The organism is Thermincola ferriacetica (assembly GCF_001263415.1).
Lineage (GTDB): Bacteria > Bacillota > Thermincolia > Thermincolales > Thermincolaceae > Thermincola > Thermincola ferriacetica.
On record NZ_LGTE01000015.1, the window covers coordinates 16,608 to 32,620 of the forward strand.

A 16,013-nucleotide genomic window follows, 5' to 3' on the forward strand; every position below is an offset into this window, starting at 1 on the left:
TTTATTTTTTGGGGTCCAAAAAATTTGCCAATGCTTTAAAATCGCGGTTTGGGTGGTACCCCAAAAATACCTGCCCTTTATAAGTTCTGGTTCTCGGTTGCCCGTTATATGCTTCCAGCGCTTCTATACAATCGCCGATAATGGTTTCCGCAACTCTAGTGACATGTTTCTGGCTGCGTAAATTTGAACCTAAAAGACAATGGGGGATAGAAGCAGCAACCCCAATATGCAACTCCGCTTTACCGGCTAAAGCAAGAGAAACGGGAGGGATGGCCAGTTCTTTTAAGGGTATCTCCCGAAGAAGTTTGCATGATACAGCATGAGGACCGTGTGAAGGACAGGCGACACCTATTTCGGGGAACAGCCCTAGAGCCATGTTTAGCTCTTTCCTAAAATAAAGTACTAATTGTGCCAAGGGGTCAGAGTTGAAATAGTTTTGATAGCAGTCCGTCAAGGCCATATCCAGGCCCCTGGAACGAATACCTTCAATTAGCATGTTTATTTGATTTAAGATGGGCCCCCGCATGTCTCCGTCCATAAAGACTACTACCGACGCATGCATATCCAGCGCCTGTTTGGCCCCGACGGCGCGGGGAATATCAATGCCTAAAGGCTGGCCGAACACTATGGGCGTTATTTTTTTTTTGTAATTTTTTTTTGTTATGGCCATAGATTCATCACTACAACCGTTTAAGACCGGAATTATTATATCTACGTTGGAACAAGATAAGGTTTCCAGTACTTTGGCCAAACTGGTTCCTTCGTTTTTTACGGGTACTACGGCTGCTATCAAATTACTCCCTCCTGAAATGATAAACGCATTGCTGCTAATTTATTATATGAGCAAAAATATTTGGTGCTACTTGGGGAATCACGCAAAAACATCTCAATGCATACTATGTAAAAGACCGGGAAAAGGCTGGAGGGGAAGGAAGGTGCCTGATTTCAAAAAAGGGGATATTGTCACCAGAAAATCTTATAATTGTGACCTTTATTTTCAAATAGTGGATTTTTTACCCGGCAGAAACGGAAATGACCGGGTATTGCTGAAAGGTCTGGATGTACGGCTTTGCGCTGATTGCCCGGTAACAGATTTACAAAAAGTAACCCGTTCCCAGTTAAAGGAGTACAGAAAAAAATTTATTCTTCGTAATAATGAACTATTAAGCCGCATTTATAAAAAACGATCGTCTTTACGTCCGCATTTATTAAGAACCGCTGAAGCAGACAAAGCCAATTTTTTTGAGATCCCCGGGAAGGTCTTGCATGTAGATGGGAATGAAGATTACCTGAGACTTTGTGAAGCAATGTACAGCCAACTGGGATTGGAAGCAAAAGGAGCACATGTCCCCGAGCAGGAACAGCCGAAAAAAATAGTCGGACTGCTCCAGGAGTACCAACCTGATGTATTGGTGTTAACGGGCCATGACGGTTTTATAAAGGAGAAAAAAGATTTTCGGAGTTTAAACAGTTATCGTAATTCCAAGTACTTTGTCGAGGCTGTGAAATTGGCCCGAAAATTCAGGCCTAATAAGGACGACCTGATCATTGTGGCCGGAGCTTGCCAGTCCCATTACGAAGCTTTGTTAAGGGCCGGAGCAAACTTTGCCAGTTCACCCAAACGGGTTTTTATCCATGCTTTTGACCCGGTTTTTATTGTTGAGAAAATATGTTTTACATCGGCATCACAGACTGTTTCCATAAATGACGTTATAGATAATACTTTAACCGGGATAAATGGCCTGGGGGGTATTGAAACCCGTGGGAAACACAGATGGGGGTTCCCTAAATCACCTTATTGAAAGAAAAGTGGGGAAGGTTGGTGTAATCATGTTATTTAAATACCTGCGGGGGTGTTTTTAATGCGTGTTTTGGTGACAGGAGCAGCGGGGCTTTGTGGTACCCATCTGGTAGACGAATTAGTAAGAGACAAGGAGATATCTAAGGTATATGGAATCGACAATTTATCCCGCGGTTTTCCCAGGAAAGAAGAATTTGTGATTGGGGAACAGTGGCAAGGTAAATTTGAACTGATTGTTAAGAAGTACCAGGACCTTTCGGTCAGAGAAATTAACAACCTCGATGTTGATGTAGTTGTGCACTTGGCTGCTTATAACAGCGCGCGGGAAGCGATGGAAACGCCTGATGAATATTTTGTGAATAACGATTACGGTACTATGAAATTACTGCAAAAGCTGTTTCATACCAAAAAAAACCCCTTCTTCATTTTTGCTTCTGCCGCTGAAATATACGGTAAACCTGTAAAAGAACCCGTTTCCGAAAGCTCTGCTCCAACTGCCATGAATATATTTGCGGCTACTAAATTAGCAGGCGAGAACTATTGCTCCGTCTTTTTTAATTGGTATAATTACCCTTTAGCTGTTATCAGGCTGAGCAAGGTATATGGTGAAAACCAGAATCTTGTAGGCTATACGTCCGTTGTAGGCAATTTTATCTGCAGAGCTCTCCGGGATGACCCGCTGATTATCTATGGGTGTGGGGGGCAGACGAGGGATTTCATTTACGCCGGGGATGTTGCCAAGGCTATAACCGGTATTATTAAGGCCCGCAAAAAAGTATGCGGCCAGGTAATAAACATAGCCTCAGGGAAAGTGATTAGTATAGAAGAACTAGCCAGGAACATCATTGATTTGAGTGGCGCAAAGTCAGAAATCATTAAACTTCCGCCGGTAAAAGGAGACTATCCCGGTTATCTTCTAGATATTTCGAAAGCCTGTGAATTATTAAACTGGTCGGCTTCAACTCCTCTTGATGTAGGGTTGAAGAGGACTATTAACTGGCACAGACAGGTTATGAATCTGGGAATATGAAAAAAGTTAGTACATATTTAGGGCTTCTTTATATATATATATAAGGAATTATTTTTAAAGAAGGGAGGGGAAGTTTCCATGTCACAGGACAAAAACCGCTTTATCTTTTTTAAATACGTTCCGCAAAAGAAAAAAACCAAGCCTGTAAAAAAGGATACCCTTGACAGCCTCGTCGAAAAGAAAATCCCCTTAGATGACGAGGAGTTACAAGAGCAGAACCCTGAATTAAACGAGCCGACAAACATAGAAGAATTGCTTGAGCCGCCGGTGCATGAGTCGCTTGATTTACCCACTGATGAAGAGGCTTCAAAAACAGAAGTTTTCCCGGATCAAAATTCTGCAGGAGAAATAGCTGAAGAAGAGGAACCCAAAAAGGAAGACTCCGATGCAGAGGCTCCTGATGCGGAAGGTGAAGCAACAGGTTTTCCTGGCTGGCCGGGATTCCCTGATTTTCCGGAATGGCCTGAAGAACCCGAGTGCCCGGAATTACCCGAAGAACCTGAATGTCCGGAACTACCAAAAGAACCGGAATGCCCTGAATTCCCCGAATTTCCTGAAGAACCTGGGCCTTGCCCGGAAAACAGCGTTATCCATATAATTCGACGTGGCGATACCTATTGGAAACTGGCCAGAAAGTATAATACTACTGTGGAGGCTATTGAAGCGGCCAACCCCGATGTGAACCCGCTAAACCTGCAGATTGGGCAGACTATCTGTATTCCGCTGGGAATCCCCGGGGCAAAGGGCTAGTTTCAAACAAAGGCGCCGGAATACCGGGAAAAAGGTTTGTAATTACGGATGTATATGCATCCGTAATTTATTTTTGTATATTTCTTTGTTTATTGGCAAAACTAGGTGAAGATAAAATCCCGTTAAGGGGGTGAAAGAGTGGCTTTTTCAATAAACCAAGATATCTGCACGGCCTGCGGAACCTGCGCCGAGAAGTGTCCGGCCGGCGCCATTAAAAAGGATGGCGCTTGCTATACTATTGATGCCAGCAAGTGTTCAATGTGCGGGATCTGTGCGGAAAACTGCCCGGTAGGCGCTTCATGCGAGCGCTAAGATTGAATGAAGGACTCTTCCTGAACAGGAAGGGTTTTTTTTATCAAGGTTATTTTGCGGTTAAAGATCCATTGGGGAATAAAATAGTTCTGATTGGAAAAACTTAGTTGCTGAAAAGTTTTTTAAACCAGAAAGAAGTTTTGGAGGGTCAGAACGTGAAAATTACCTATCCCAACATGGGGAATTTGGGCATAGCAGTAAAATGCGCATTGGCCGGGTTAAGATTTGAAGTTGTACCGCCTCCGCCTGTAACCAAGGCAACAGCGTCAATTGGTGCCCGGTTTGCGCCCGAAGGAGCCTGTTATCCTTTTAAACTGGTTTTGGGGAATGTAATTGAAGGTTTAGAACAAGGGGCTGATACGGTTATTATGCTTGGTGGCGAAGGACCATGTCGCTTTGGCTATTTCGGGCATCTGATGGGAGAAATACTTAGGGATGCCGGTTACCGTTGCCACATCATCGTCCTGGAGGGCGAAGAAACAGTTCAACAGCTTGACGCTCTGCGGGTAGCTGCCAATGCAACCTGGGCCGAGGTATATAGGGCCGTGAAGCTAGGTTGGGCCAAAATCTGTGCGGCAGACCGGATAGAATCCGTGGTTCACAGGTGCAGGCCTTTGGAGCGGAAAACAGGACAGGTAACAAAAATATTCGGGTCAGGCTTAATAGCTATAGACAAGGCCATGGACAGGGAAACCCTGGTCCGGGAAGAAGAAAACACATTGCAAGCAATCAGGCAGGCAGTTGAATCGAAGCGAAAACCTGTTTTAAAAATTGGTTTGGTGGGCGATATATATATGTTAATTGAACCCTATGCCAATTACCGGGTTGAAGAATTCCTGAACGGTATGGGGATAGAAGTATGCAGGTCAATTTTTATATCGGGTTGGATTAAAAACCACCTGGGAAAAATAAAAGCCTACCTACATAAACAGAGTTTGCTAAAGGATGCTTTTCCATATTTGACTGATTTTGTAGGCGGGCACGGTGTTGATACAGTGGCCAATACTATTCGGTATTACCGCCAGGGGTTTGACGGTATAATCCACATCCTGCCCATGACCTGTATGCCGGAAATTGTAGCTCAGTCGGTTACTCCGAAGCTACGGCAGGAAACGGGCATTCCTGTTCTGACCCTGGTTTTGGACGAACACAGTGCATCAGCCGGCTTATACAGCAGACTGGAGGCTTTTGCCGATATGTTATTGAGAAGGAAAGTGATGTATATCTAATTGACGAACTGCTGCGCTCGGATGTATAATTTTGATATACCCCTATATGGTATATTGCAAATAAACAGGCAGTTGTTGTTTTTTTACACATGCAGAAAATCGAGGGCGAAGATTAATAGGAAACCGGCCATGGCTCCCAGAGTAGAAAAGTTGGGGTGCTTTTTCCTGGATTCAGGGAGGATTTCATTTTTAACTATATAGGTCATAGCGCCTGCTGCCAGGCTTAACAGGGAGGCGATTAAACCGGGTGAAATGTTTACCAGTAAAAGTCCCATATAAGTGCCCAGAGGAGTGAAGAGACTTACCAGTAAGTTAATGGCCAGGATTTTTTTGCCGGAAACGCCGCTCATACGCAGGGGAACGGCAGTTGCCATTCCTTCCGGAATATTGTGCAGTCCAATAGCTGTAGCAATGACCAGACCAAGTTTATTTTTAGCCGAGTATCCCGCAGCAATGGCGAAACCTTCGGGGAGGTCATGTAGGGCTATGCCGATGGCAATTAAATAGCCCATTTTTACCAGGCGCTTTTTACCGGCACCTGGTAGAGGTGTTAACGGACGGTATATTTGATCCAGCAGAATGTCCAGTGAAACCATCAACATGATTCCAAAACTAAAGCCAGTGAGGGCTTGTTTTATCGAACCGTAGGCAAGGGAAGACGGAATCAGATCCATGACCACCACGGCCAGCATGATTCCGCCGGCCAATCCGAAGAGGAGTGAAAAGGTTTTTTCGGCAGGGCGCCCCATACATATTACTATGAAACTTCCCAAGCACGTGGCCAACCCGGCAACTATACTGGTCAGGAAAATATAGGACATAAACTCCCCTCCAGCAGGAATTCTGCTAATATTTATTCTTAAAAGTGCTTGATTATTACATGTCAAATCGTGCCCTCTTTTCAAGTTCCCCCTTTTAAAGTACTTTCAAAAAATTACCTCTTTACAGAATAAAATGAAGGAATTCCGCGTATTTTGTCGAACTAACCCTATACTGACAATATATAGCAACTTTTTTCGAGCAGGGGGAAACAAAATGAGTGAGGAAAATAATTATTTCGAAAAGCAGTACGTGGTATTCCGGCTGGGAAAAGAAACTTACGGTCTGGACATCGAAAGTGTAAGGGAAATTATTACTATGCAGAATATCACTGAGGTGCCGAGGACACTTGAATACATAGAAGGGGTCATTAACCTTAGAGGGCGTGTTATTCCTGTCTATAACATCAGGAGAAAATTTGGCTTGCCTGAGGAAGAAATCACCAGAGCGTCCAGAATTGTCGTCGTTGAAGTTGAAGGCAACACCATCGGCATGATTGTAGACGGTGTTTCCGAAGTTCTGAGGATATCCAGCGAAATGGTCGAACGACCGTCAGAGATAGTTTGTGACGTTGATACGGAATATTTGGCCGGGGTAGCCAAGCTGAACGATAAACTGGTAATTTTGCTTGATATTGATAAGGTTTTAAGCAAAGATGAGCATCCGGTGCTTGAAAATATCAGCTAAATAACCCCTGGAATGGAGGGAATGTTAAATGGGTTTAAATTTGGACGCTTCGCCGGAAGAACTGAAATTGTTTTTGGAAGAAGCAGAAGAACATATGCAGACTTTAGAAGACGACTTGGTCAGGCTAGAAAAAGAAGCCGATAATGAGGAATTGCTGCAGGAAATTTTTCGTGCTTCACATACCCTAAAAGGGTCTTCTGCTACTATTGGCCATAAAAGGATGGCGGAATTGACCCATGCCATGGAAAATGTTTTGGACAAACTCCGCAAAAACCAACTGACGGTAAACAGTAGCATAGTCGATGTTTTATTTGAGTGCCTGGACCATTTGCGGGTGTTAAAAGAAGAAATCGTAAATGACGAAGAAAGTGATATAGATTTAACGGGCATTTTGGACAAGCTTGCCAATGTAAGCAATTTTGAAGGTGGAACCCTTGCGGCCCAGACAGCAGTATCAACAGCGCCGGCAGTTGAGACACGGCAAAACGTACCCGAAATTGATTTCAGTTATGATGAGAAGACGCACCTGGATAAGGGAATAAAAGAAGGGCAAACGGCGCTTGTAATTTCGACCAAGTTTGATGTAGAACCCGAAATGTTGGCCGTAAGGTGCTTCGTAACTTTAATGGCTATCCGCGAATGGGGAGACGTTGTGAAATCAATTCCGTCAGCAGAAGATATAGAGAAAGAACAGGTAGGCAGTGAACTTACTGTAGTCCTGTTAACAAAAGAAACACCGGAGAATATAGAAAAACTGCTCAAAGATCTGCCCAACCTGACCGAACCTTCTGTGAGAAAACTTGACTTAAGCGACGAGATGGCAGCAACTAATATGTCAGGGGCAGAAAAACCGGGTGCGCAGCAGGAGCAGGAAAAGCCTAAATCCAGACAATCCAAAGATGTGGCTGACCGGGCTGCCGGTTTAAAGAAAAGCAGCAACCGGACTGTCCGGGTTGATGTGGACCTCTTGGACAGCCTCATGAACCTGGTCGGAGAACTGGTCATAGACCGGACAAGGTTGTTCCAGATTTACGGTGAATTAGAAAACAATTATGATATGGATGAAATATCACAGGAGCTTGGCCGAACATCTGTGCATATAGGTCGTGTTTCTACGCAACTGCAGGAATTGATTATGAAGGCCCGGATGCTGCCTGTGGAAAGCCTTTTTAACAAATTTCCGCGTATGGTCAGGGACTTGTCTCATAAGGCAGGAAAAGAAGTAAACTTCGTTATGACCGGACAGGAGACTGAGTTGGACCGTTCTATTATTGAGGAAATAGGCGACCCGCTGATTCATTTACTGCGGAACGCCCTGGACCATGGCATAGAGCCGCCCGGCGAACGGGTCGCGGCAGGGAAACCGCCTGTGGGTAATTTATGGCTGCAGGCCGCCCATGAAGAAAACCATATTATCATCTCAATAAGAGATGATGGACGCGGCATTGATCCGGAAGTAGTCAGAAAGAGCGCTGTGAAGAAAAACCTGCTTACAGAAGAGCAAGCCAAGCGCTTAACTGACAAAGAAGCTATTAACCTTATATTTGCTTCAGGGCTCAGTACAGCGCAAAAGGTTACCGATGTATCAGGTCGCGGTGTTGGTATGGACGTAGTAAGGACCAACATTGAACGTATTAATGGGGCTATCGAGATTAATACGGCCGTTGGCAAAGGAACGGAGTTTAAAATTAAGCTACCTTTAACTCTTGCCATTATTCGGGCTCTTTTAGTGTCCCTGAATAAGCATGTCTATGCGATACCTCTTTCTTCTGTGATTGAAACTATTCGTATGCGCAGCAACCAGGTCGAATATGTCAACAATCGGGAAGTTATTGTTGTAAGAGGTAAGGTTCTGCCCCTCATCAGGCTGGAAAAGGTCTTTAATATAAAAGGTGGGGCGAAGGACAAGGACAAGTTATTTGTCGTTGTGGTCAACCTGGCCGGCACCCAGGTGGGCATAGTGGTTGATTCGCTTGTTGGCGAACAGGAAATAGTAATAAAGAGCCTTGGCAAATATATAGGAGATGTGCCGGGAATTTCAGGAGCGGCAATATTAGGCGACGGAAATGTGGCTTTAATCGTGGATGTGCCAAACCTTTTGAAAAAAGCCGCATCGTAATAAGAATGCAACGAATTATTCGGGAAAGGAGTATTTGGTTATGGCGAAGGTGTTATTGGTTGATGATGCTGCCTTCATGCGCATGAGGTGTGCCAAGCTGCTTACTGAAAACGGGTATTCCGTTGACGAGGCAGAAAACGGCCAGGAAGCCGTGGAGAAGTACCAGCAAATCAAACCGGATCTGGTTTTGATGGATATCACGATGCCGGTGATGGATGGCTTGACTGCCGTGGCAGAAATTAAAAAAATTGATCCCAACGCAAATATAGTTATGTGCAGCGCGCTGGGGCAGCAGAATACGGTAATGGCTGCCATTAAAGCAGGGGCCAAAGACTTTATTGTTAAACCATATCAACCGGAGAAAATACTTTCTACCATTAAGCGTTTTGTGGGATAAGCTTTTTGAGAAGGCGCCGGGGAGGAAGCTTTATGGCCAAGCGAATTGAAGTTTTGGTGGTTGATGACTCAGCTTATATGCGCAAGGTTGTTTCGAATATGCTTCAATCGGATGAAGAGATTTTTGTTGTCGATACAGCGCGGGACGGTTTGGACGCTCTGGAAAAAATAAAAAAATGGAAACCCGATGTTGTTACTCTGGACGTAGAAATGCCAAGGATGGACGGGTTAACGGCCCTGCAGAAAATCATGGTGGAATGCCCTACTCCTGTAGTTATGTTAAGCAGTTTGACCCAGGAGGGCAGTGAAACTACTATTAAGGCGCTTACCTTAGGGGCCGTTGATTTTGTACCCAAACCGTCGGGGGCCATATCGCTGGACATTGCAAGAGTTAAAGAAGAACTTATCCGAAAAATAAAGGTCTGTGCCAAGGCTTCATTAAAAAACATCCGGGCTTTGCAAATGATAGCTCCTATACCGAAAAAGGAAGCAGCGGCTGTTGCCGCCAAACCTTTAGCCGGGAAAACGCCGTCTAAAGTAGTTGTCATTGGCAGTTCGACGGGTGGGCCGAATGCCTTGCAGCAGGTTGTGCCAAAGCTTCCTGCAGATTTGCCTGCTGCTGTTTTAATTGTGCAGCACATGCCGCCCGGTTTTACCAAATCGCTTGCTGACCGGCTAAATGATATTTCCGGTATAACCGTAAAAGAGGCCAGCGCCGGGGATACCTTACAGACGGGTGTCGCCCTATTGGCCCCAGGTGGATACCATATGAATTTGGTTTCCAGTACCGTTATCGGACTTAATCAGAATCCTCCGGTGCATTCCGTTCGTCCGGCGGTGGATGTCACTATGGAATCGGTGGTAAATTACTACGGACCCAATGTTGTTGGGGTTGTGCTAACCGGTATGGGGTATGATGGCTCCGGTGGGGCTAGCGCTATTAAGCGGGCAGGGGGCAAAGTAATTGCACAAAATGAAGATACCTGCGTGGTTTATGGCATGCCCAGGGTTGTGGTAGAAATGGGTAAAGCTGATAAGGTACTGCCCATCACTGAGATTGCCGACGAGATTGTCAAAATGCTGTAAAGATACAACAATAACCGGAAACAGGAGAGGGTGAAAACCTTGCTGAAAGCGGAATTTATCAACCCCTTTGTGATAGCTACACATGAGGTTCTAAGCGCTGAACTGGGGAAGGATATCAAAATAGAAAAAGGACAGTTAGCTCTGGAACAGTCGTCTTATACGGCAAATGATGTAACTGTAATGATCGGGGTTATCGGAAAAGTTCAAGGGATAGTCATGTACGGCATGTCTGAAAGAACGGCCAAAAATATTGTTTCCAAGATGCTGGGGCAGCCGGTACCCATATTTGACAGCATGGTGGAATCGGCCATTGCAGAATTAGGCAACGTTATAACGGGTATATCCAGTAGGGAACTGGAAAAAGCCGGTTACCCGTGCACGCTGGCTCCTCCTACTGTTATAGTTGGCCGGGGCGTGGTCATTTCCACGATAAATATAAAGAGGCTGCAGATCCCATTACTGACGGAACTGGGAGAAATAACGGTGAGTGTGGCCCTGCGTGAGAAGAAATAAGACTGTATGTTAGAGGTGTAAGGGTGAAAGCAGATATTATCAATCCTTTTTTAACCTCGGCCATGGAAATATTGCAGATGGAGGCGGGAATAAAACCGGTAAGGGGCGCTTTGTCCCTGGCCGACGCCTGCTGGACGACCCGGGAAATAACTGTGATGATTTCCATAACAGGCGCTGTGGAAGGGACCTTCCAGATAGGAATGTCTGAAAAAACGGCAATCGCAGTTACTTCCCGCATGTTGGGTGAAGAAATGCGGGAATTTGACAAATGGGTACTGAGCGGGATTGGAGAAATGGCCAATATAATTGCCGGCCGGGCGCTGATCAGACTGGAGCAAATCGGTTATGTCAGTGATATCGGTCCGCCGAGTATCTTATATGGAGCTCCGGCGCGTATTTCCACCCTGGACCGGAAAAAGCTGCAAATTCCGCTGGAAACCGATGTCGGCGTTGTGGAACTGAGCGTGTGTTTGCGGGAAAAAACTGAAAAGAAAAGGACCCAGGAGAAAAATTAAGGCCAGGAGAGGCCTTTTTTGATACATAAATACTGAATTGTTCACGCAAAGGGGGGAATTTTTTTGGTTAAACTGACCAAAAGCCTGACGTTCAAATTAAGCTTCACCTTATTTATTACATTGCTGGTGGTTATGATATTTTATTCCGCCTATTCCGTTAACAAGGTCCACCACATGGTGGAGGCAGCCATTGAAGCGCAAGGGTTTGCCCTTGCCCGGGCGGGGGCTGCCGCCCTGGAACAGGTTATGGAAAATGATATTCGAAACGGCGTAATCACCGAAGAAGCCTTATTTGACAGGAATTATACCCTGCTGCAAGATGCGGCGGAAGCAAAGGACCGAAAATATCGTTCAGCCTTTGACGCATATACCGACAGCCACTGGTCGACGATTATTAAGGGCATTGCAAATTCCGATAAAAATGTTCTCTTTGCGGTACCGGCGGCCAAAGCCGATGACCCAGCCAAAACAGGTTACATACCTACTCATAATAATCCGGACAGGGCAAAAAGGATTTTTAATGACCCTGTTGGAGCTAAAGCCGCAGCTACACAAACTCCCTTAAAACAGGATTACCTGAGGGATACCGGTGAAAAGGTCTGGGATATCAGCTATCCGATTACGGTCAACGGAAAGCATTGGGGGGCATTCCGGGTAGGACTTTCCCTGACGGAAATAGATAAAGCAGTTACTGCGGCCATTATCAGGACCGTCATAGAAATGTTGCTTATGCTTATAGGTATTACAGCCGTTTTAACAGGGGTCTCTTACTATCAGATAAACCGCCCCCTGAAGAGGATAATGGTCGCCACGGCAAACCTGGCCTCGGGACAAGGGGATTTGACGCAGCGTTTGCCGGAAGAATCAGAAGACGAGTTGGGAAGGGTGTCCCGGTTTATCAACAGGTTCCTTGCGCAAATTCATACTATGGTTAGCAGTATGGCCGACGCCGTTAACCGGGTGACTGCCGCCAGTCACAAACTGGTCCAGGGGAGTAACGAAGCTGCTTTAGCCACCCAACAGGTGGGCGCTGCCATAAACGATGTGGCCAAAGGTAATACGGCACAAATCAGGCACATCCAGGAAACGGCTGACATAATCAGGGAATTGACGCAGGCTATCGGCCAGATAGCGGCGGGTGCAAGCGACCAGGCCAATAATGTGACAAAAACTGCCCTCACCATGGAGCAAATGGCCGGTCTGATACAGGAAGTGGCCAATGGAACACAAATCCTGTCCAGGAGCGCTGAGGATACATCCAAAGCTGCCCAGAAAGGCGCAAAAGCTGTGGAAGAGGCTATAGCCGGCATGGAGAAGCTAAGGCAAACGGTGTTCCAGTCAGCAGGCAGTATTAAACAATTGGGAGAACGGTCACAGCAAATCGGCGAAATCATTCAGGTTATCGATGATATCGCGGAACAAACCAATCTTTTGGCGCTGAACGCAGCCATTGAAGCGGCGCGCGCCGGTGAGCACGGCAAAGGCTTTGCAGTAGTTGCTGACGAGGTGCGCAAGCTGGCGGAAAGAAGCAGTAAAGCGACCAAGGAAATTGCTGATTTGATAACCAATATTCAAAAAGAAACCGACAATGCTGTGGAGGCCATGAACCAGGGAACTGCAGAAGCGGAAGAAGGTTCGCGGCTGGCCGCCGATGCCGGGCAGGCCCTCAGTGAAATACTGCACAGCGTAGGCGAAACTACTGAACAGATTCAAAAAATCTTTGCGCTGGCCCAGGATATTTCCGAACGCAGTGAAAATGTTGTTCAGGCGGTTAATGCTGTCGCGGCAATAACAGAGGAAAATTCTGCGGCCACTCAGGAAATGTCGGCAGGAAGCGACCAGGTTATGACGGCTATCGAAAACGTATCTGCCATTGCTGAAGAATCAGCCGCTTCGGCCGAAGAGGTATCTGTTTCATCGGAGCAGATGTCGGCAACGGTAGAGGAAATGGCAACGTTGTCAAAAGAGTTGGAGGAGCTGGCCGGTCGGTTGGCGGAAATGACAAATCAGTTTAAGATTTAACAAGATACATTGAAGGTTTAGAAGCTGGCCCAAGTTAAATGCCGGGGCAGCTTCTTTTTTTTAATTGACAAAAACCAAGGAGTTTATTGAATAGGGAGGGAATTTATAAAAATTTAAGAAATAAATCACAATTCCAAAACAGGATATTTAACGCAATGTGTCGAAATAAATAGCAATTACTGGGTGGTGGAGAAATGGCGGGGATTACCGTAGAGGAGCGTAAAACAAAGTTAAAATGGCGGGCCAAACTACTGCTGACTGTAGTATTTTTTTTGATAGCAATGCCAGCATTAACTATAGAGGGCCTCCGGTATATAGAAGAACCGGATTTTTGCGGGACCTGCCACACCATGAAACCCTATTATAACTCGTGGAAAAAATCCGGGCACAGCAGGATTAATTGTTATAGCTGTCATGCGGATTCCGAAATCCAAATGAAAAGTGAACAGACCAAGGACGAGGAAATCATCCCCAGATATATGCTCACAACTGACAGGGCAGTAAAAGCTTTTGGCAAGGCTGTTGAATTTGTATCCAGGTATACCGATGTTGTTGCTAATTATATCGACACAAAGCGAAAACAACTGGCGTTTCTTTTTACTATGGTCGCCGGTCATTCTAACCAGGCAAACAGAGACCGGGTATGGGACCGCTGCCTGAATTGCCACGGGGATTTAATATTTTCACAGACGGGAAAAGACTACTACGGGCATTTTCAGCACGCCGGCAGCGGTGTAATTACATGCAAACAGTGCCACGGCGATTTGATACACAGGCGGAAAGTAGAGATTACCAGGCAGCAATGCCTGAAATGCCATGATAAAAAGATAGGAAAGCCTCCTTCCCATGCTGCCGATAACTTTAAAACAAGTCACGGCCGGGATTATCTGGCTAAACAGAACTGCCGCCTGTGCCATGTCCGGGGCGTTCAAGAGCCTCTATGCCAGAATTGCCATAAAGTACAGATGCCACACCCTGAAAATTACAAGGAGCGCCATATACAGGCCATAGAAGAAGTTGGGGTGAGGACCTGTTTCAACTGCCATGAGGCAAAGGTGGCGCAGGGACCCGCCGACCCGAAGCAACCGACGGATACGGCATCGTGCAGTGTCTGCCACGGGCGGAAGATGCCGCATACAAAAGACATTGTAAAAACGCATACGACATTGGTCCGAGAACAGGGGATCAAAAACTGTAATTACTGCCACCAGACCTCTCCCCAACAAAAAGATATGGCAGTGGCCTGTGTTGACTGTCACGGGCTGGAAATGCCTCATCCACCCGGTTTCAAATACCGGCATAAGGATGTATATTATGCCAAAGGGCAGGCGGTGTGCAACCTTTGCCATTCGCCGGCCAACCCTGTCAACCCGGGGGCGCCGTGGACAAGTCCGAACTTCTGCTTTGAATGCCATATGAAGAATAAGCCCCATCCACCCGGGTTTAACATTCAACATCAGTTAGGCGGTTATGACCGGAACAGGTGCCTTATCTGTCACCCGGCAGTTATTCACTGCAACGAGTGCCATTTTGGTGAATGATTCCTGTTAAGATGAATGATCTTCTGTCAGGAGGGTTGCGCCAATGAAAAGTTAATAGCCTGCTTCGTAAAAAAAAATTAATAAATTTGTAATAAAAATGGACTAAAGTCCAAAACAGAAAATATCGATAACAATATTGATAATAATATTGAAAATAATGTTGAAACATTATGCTGCTTGATTATTAGCAAAAATACCGAGAATAGCCGGTCAGCGAAAAGAAAAGCAGCAGTTTTTTTGGGTGATTTGTGAAATGCGTAATTAACTAAGTTTTAACAGGAGTGGTCAAGTTGTCCGAAGTGTCGATACAACAACAGGAGAAAGTGCCGGTTTCCGTTATAGTTCTGATCCTGGTTCTGGTAGTGGCCAATATTGCGATGGGGGTACTGACGGTAAGATTGATAATAATATTGAAAATAATGTTGAAACATTATGCTGCTTGATTATTAGCAAAAATACCGAGAATAGCCGGTCAGCGAAAAGAAAAGCAGCAGTTTTTTTGGGTGATTTGTGAAATGCGTAATTAACTAAGTTTTAACAGGAGTGGTCAAGTTGTCCGAAGTGTCGATACAACAACAGGAGAAAGTGCCGGTTTCCGTTATAGTTCTGATCCTGGTTCTGGTAGTGGCCAATATTGCGATGGGGGTACTGACGGTAAGGAAGTACACGGCCAAGGAACCGACGGTGGCGCCGGAGGTGGCGCGGTTGAAAAGCTTTATGGAACAGGTGAATAAAAACCCGGCTGACATCAATGCCAGGCTGCAACTGGCCTATGCCCTGCAGACCATGAAAGAGTACGAAAAGGCCCGGGAACAGTACATGGAGGTTCTTAAAATTGAAAAGAATAACCTGGCTGCCAACTACAACCTGGGGGTGATTGCCCAGGAAGAAGAAAAATATGCGGAGGCAGAAAAATATTATAAGAAGGCTCTGGATCTGAAAGCCAATCACGTCATTGCGGCCATAGGCCTGGGGGAAACCTACCTGGCGCAGGGAAAGTACGGTGAGGTCATCGAAGTGGCCGATAAGGTACTCAAGCTGGAACCTGGCAAGGCCGATTTACACCTGCTGAAAGCGCGGGCCTACGAAAAAATGGGCGATAAGGCCAGGGCCAAAGAACAGTACCAGGAGGTACTGAAGTTTGTTCCTGACGATCCGGATGCGACTGCCGGACTGGAAAAATTAAAGTAACC

Annotated in this window: 17 protein-coding genes; 15 read left to right on the top strand and 2 right to left on the bottom strand. The window is 45.8% G+C overall.

Annotated features, from left to right (window positions below):
- Window position 1: 1 nt before the first annotated feature.
- A complete protein-coding gene (locus Tfer_RS10150; RefSeq protein WP_052218310.1) occupies window positions 2–793 on the bottom strand; it encodes a glycosyltransferase family 2 protein in 792 nt (263 codons plus the stop codon).
- A gap of 142 nt (window positions 794–935) precedes the next feature.
- On the opposite strand from Tfer_RS10150, the gene yabG reads away from it, so the two are divergent.
- From yabG to Tfer_RS10175, 5 genes are all read left to right on the top strand, one after another.
- Window positions 936–1,802, top strand: a complete 867-nt coding sequence (gene yabG / locus Tfer_RS10155; protein ID WP_052218311.1) for a sporulation peptidase YabG — start codon at window positions 936–938, stop codon at window positions 1,800–1,802.
- A 60-nt stretch (window positions 1,803–1,862) separates the two neighbouring features.
- Window positions 1,863–2,831, top strand: a complete 969-nt coding sequence (locus Tfer_RS10160; protein WP_052218312.1) for an NAD-dependent epimerase/dehydratase family protein — start codon at window positions 1,863–1,865, stop codon at window positions 2,829–2,831.
- 78 nt (window positions 2,832–2,909) lie between these two features.
- On the top strand, window positions 2,910–3,581 hold the full coding sequence (locus Tfer_RS16730) for a LysM peptidoglycan-binding domain-containing protein (protein WP_052218313.1): 672 nt from the start codon (window positions 2,910–2,912) through the stop codon (window positions 3,579–3,581).
- Window positions 3,582–3,719: 138 nt separating this feature from the next.
- Window positions 3,720–3,893 (top strand): ferredoxin family protein, encoded by a 174-nt coding sequence (locus tag Tfer_RS10170; protein WP_052218314.1) that lies wholly within the window; start codon window positions 3,720–3,722, stop codon window positions 3,891–3,893.
- Between the two features lie 155 nt (window positions 3,894–4,048).
- Window positions 4,049–5,122: a CoA protein activase gene (locus Tfer_RS10175; protein ID WP_152909031.1), complete on the top strand. Its 1,074-nt coding sequence runs from the start codon at window positions 4,049–4,051 to the stop codon at window positions 5,120–5,122.
- 83 nt (window positions 5,123–5,205) lie between these two features.
- Here the strand turns inward: Tfer_RS10175 and Tfer_RS10180 are convergent, their stop codons facing one another.
- Window positions 5,206–5,943 (bottom strand): ZIP family metal transporter, encoded by a 738-nt coding sequence (locus tag Tfer_RS10180; RefSeq protein WP_052218316.1) that lies wholly within the window; start codon window positions 5,941–5,943, stop codon window positions 5,206–5,208.
- A 214-nt stretch (window positions 5,944–6,157) separates the two neighbouring features.
- Here Tfer_RS10180 and Tfer_RS10185 point away from each other — a divergent pair, with 214 nt between their 5' ends.
- The 10 genes from Tfer_RS10185 to Tfer_RS10225 all read left to right on the top strand — a co-directional run bounded on the left by Tfer_RS10185 (window position 6,158) and on the right by Tfer_RS10225 (window position 16,011).
- Complete coding sequence (locus Tfer_RS10185) at window positions 6,158–6,628, top strand: chemotaxis protein CheW (RefSeq protein ID WP_052218317.1); 471 nt, start codon at window positions 6,158–6,160, stop codon at window positions 6,626–6,628.
- Between the two features lie 28 nt (window positions 6,629–6,656).
- Window positions 6,657–8,747, top strand: a complete 2,091-nt coding sequence (locus Tfer_RS10190) for a chemotaxis protein CheA (protein ID WP_052218318.1) — start codon at window positions 6,657–6,659, stop codon at window positions 8,745–8,747.
- Window positions 8,748–8,787: 40 nt separating this feature from the next.
- Entirely contained in the window at window positions 8,788–9,144 is a 357-nt protein-coding gene (locus tag Tfer_RS10195) for a response regulator (protein ID WP_013119033.1), read from the top strand.
- 32 nt (window positions 9,145–9,176) lie between these two features.
- The gene (locus Tfer_RS10200) at window positions 9,177–10,229 is read left to right on the top strand and encodes a protein-glutamate methylesterase/protein-glutamine glutaminase (RefSeq protein ID WP_052218319.1); all 1,053 of its coding nucleotides are present in this window, start codon (window positions 9,177–9,179) and stop codon (window positions 10,227–10,229) included.
- Window positions 10,230–10,259: 30 nt separating this feature from the next.
- The gene (locus Tfer_RS10205) at window positions 10,260–10,742 is read left to right on the top strand and encodes a chemotaxis protein CheX (RefSeq protein WP_427916562.1); all 483 of its coding nucleotides are present in this window, start codon (window positions 10,260–10,262) and stop codon (window positions 10,740–10,742) included.
- Window positions 10,743–10,765: 23 nt separating this feature from the next.
- Window positions 10,766–11,257 carry a chemotaxis protein CheX gene (locus Tfer_RS10210; RefSeq protein WP_052218320.1) on the top strand — a complete coding sequence of 164 codons (492 nt, stop codon included), beginning with the start codon at window positions 10,766–10,768 and terminating at the stop codon, window positions 11,255–11,257.
- A 63-nt stretch (window positions 11,258–11,320) separates the two neighbouring features.
- On the top strand, window positions 11,321–13,279 hold the full coding sequence (locus Tfer_RS10215) for a methyl-accepting chemotaxis protein (RefSeq protein WP_052218321.1): 1,959 nt from the start codon (window positions 11,321–11,323) through the stop codon (window positions 13,277–13,279).
- A gap of 194 nt (window positions 13,280–13,473) precedes the next feature.
- The gene (locus Tfer_RS10220; RefSeq protein ID WP_052218322.1) at window positions 13,474–14,820 is read left to right on the top strand and encodes a cytochrome c3 family protein; all 1,347 of its coding nucleotides are present in this window, start codon (window positions 13,474–13,476) and stop codon (window positions 14,818–14,820) included.
- A gap of 290 nt (window positions 14,821–15,110) precedes the next feature.
- Window positions 15,111–15,263, top strand: coding sequence for a hypothetical protein (locus Tfer_RS16580; protein ID WP_160315554.1), 153 nt, complete (start codon window positions 15,111–15,113; stop codon window positions 15,261–15,263).
- A gap of 118 nt (window positions 15,264–15,381) precedes the next feature.
- The gene (locus tag Tfer_RS10225) at window positions 15,382–16,011 is read left to right on the top strand and encodes a tetratricopeptide repeat protein (RefSeq protein WP_242843583.1); all 630 of its coding nucleotides are present in this window, start codon (window positions 15,382–15,384) and stop codon (window positions 16,009–16,011) included.
- Window positions 16,012–16,013 lie beyond the last annotated feature (2 nt).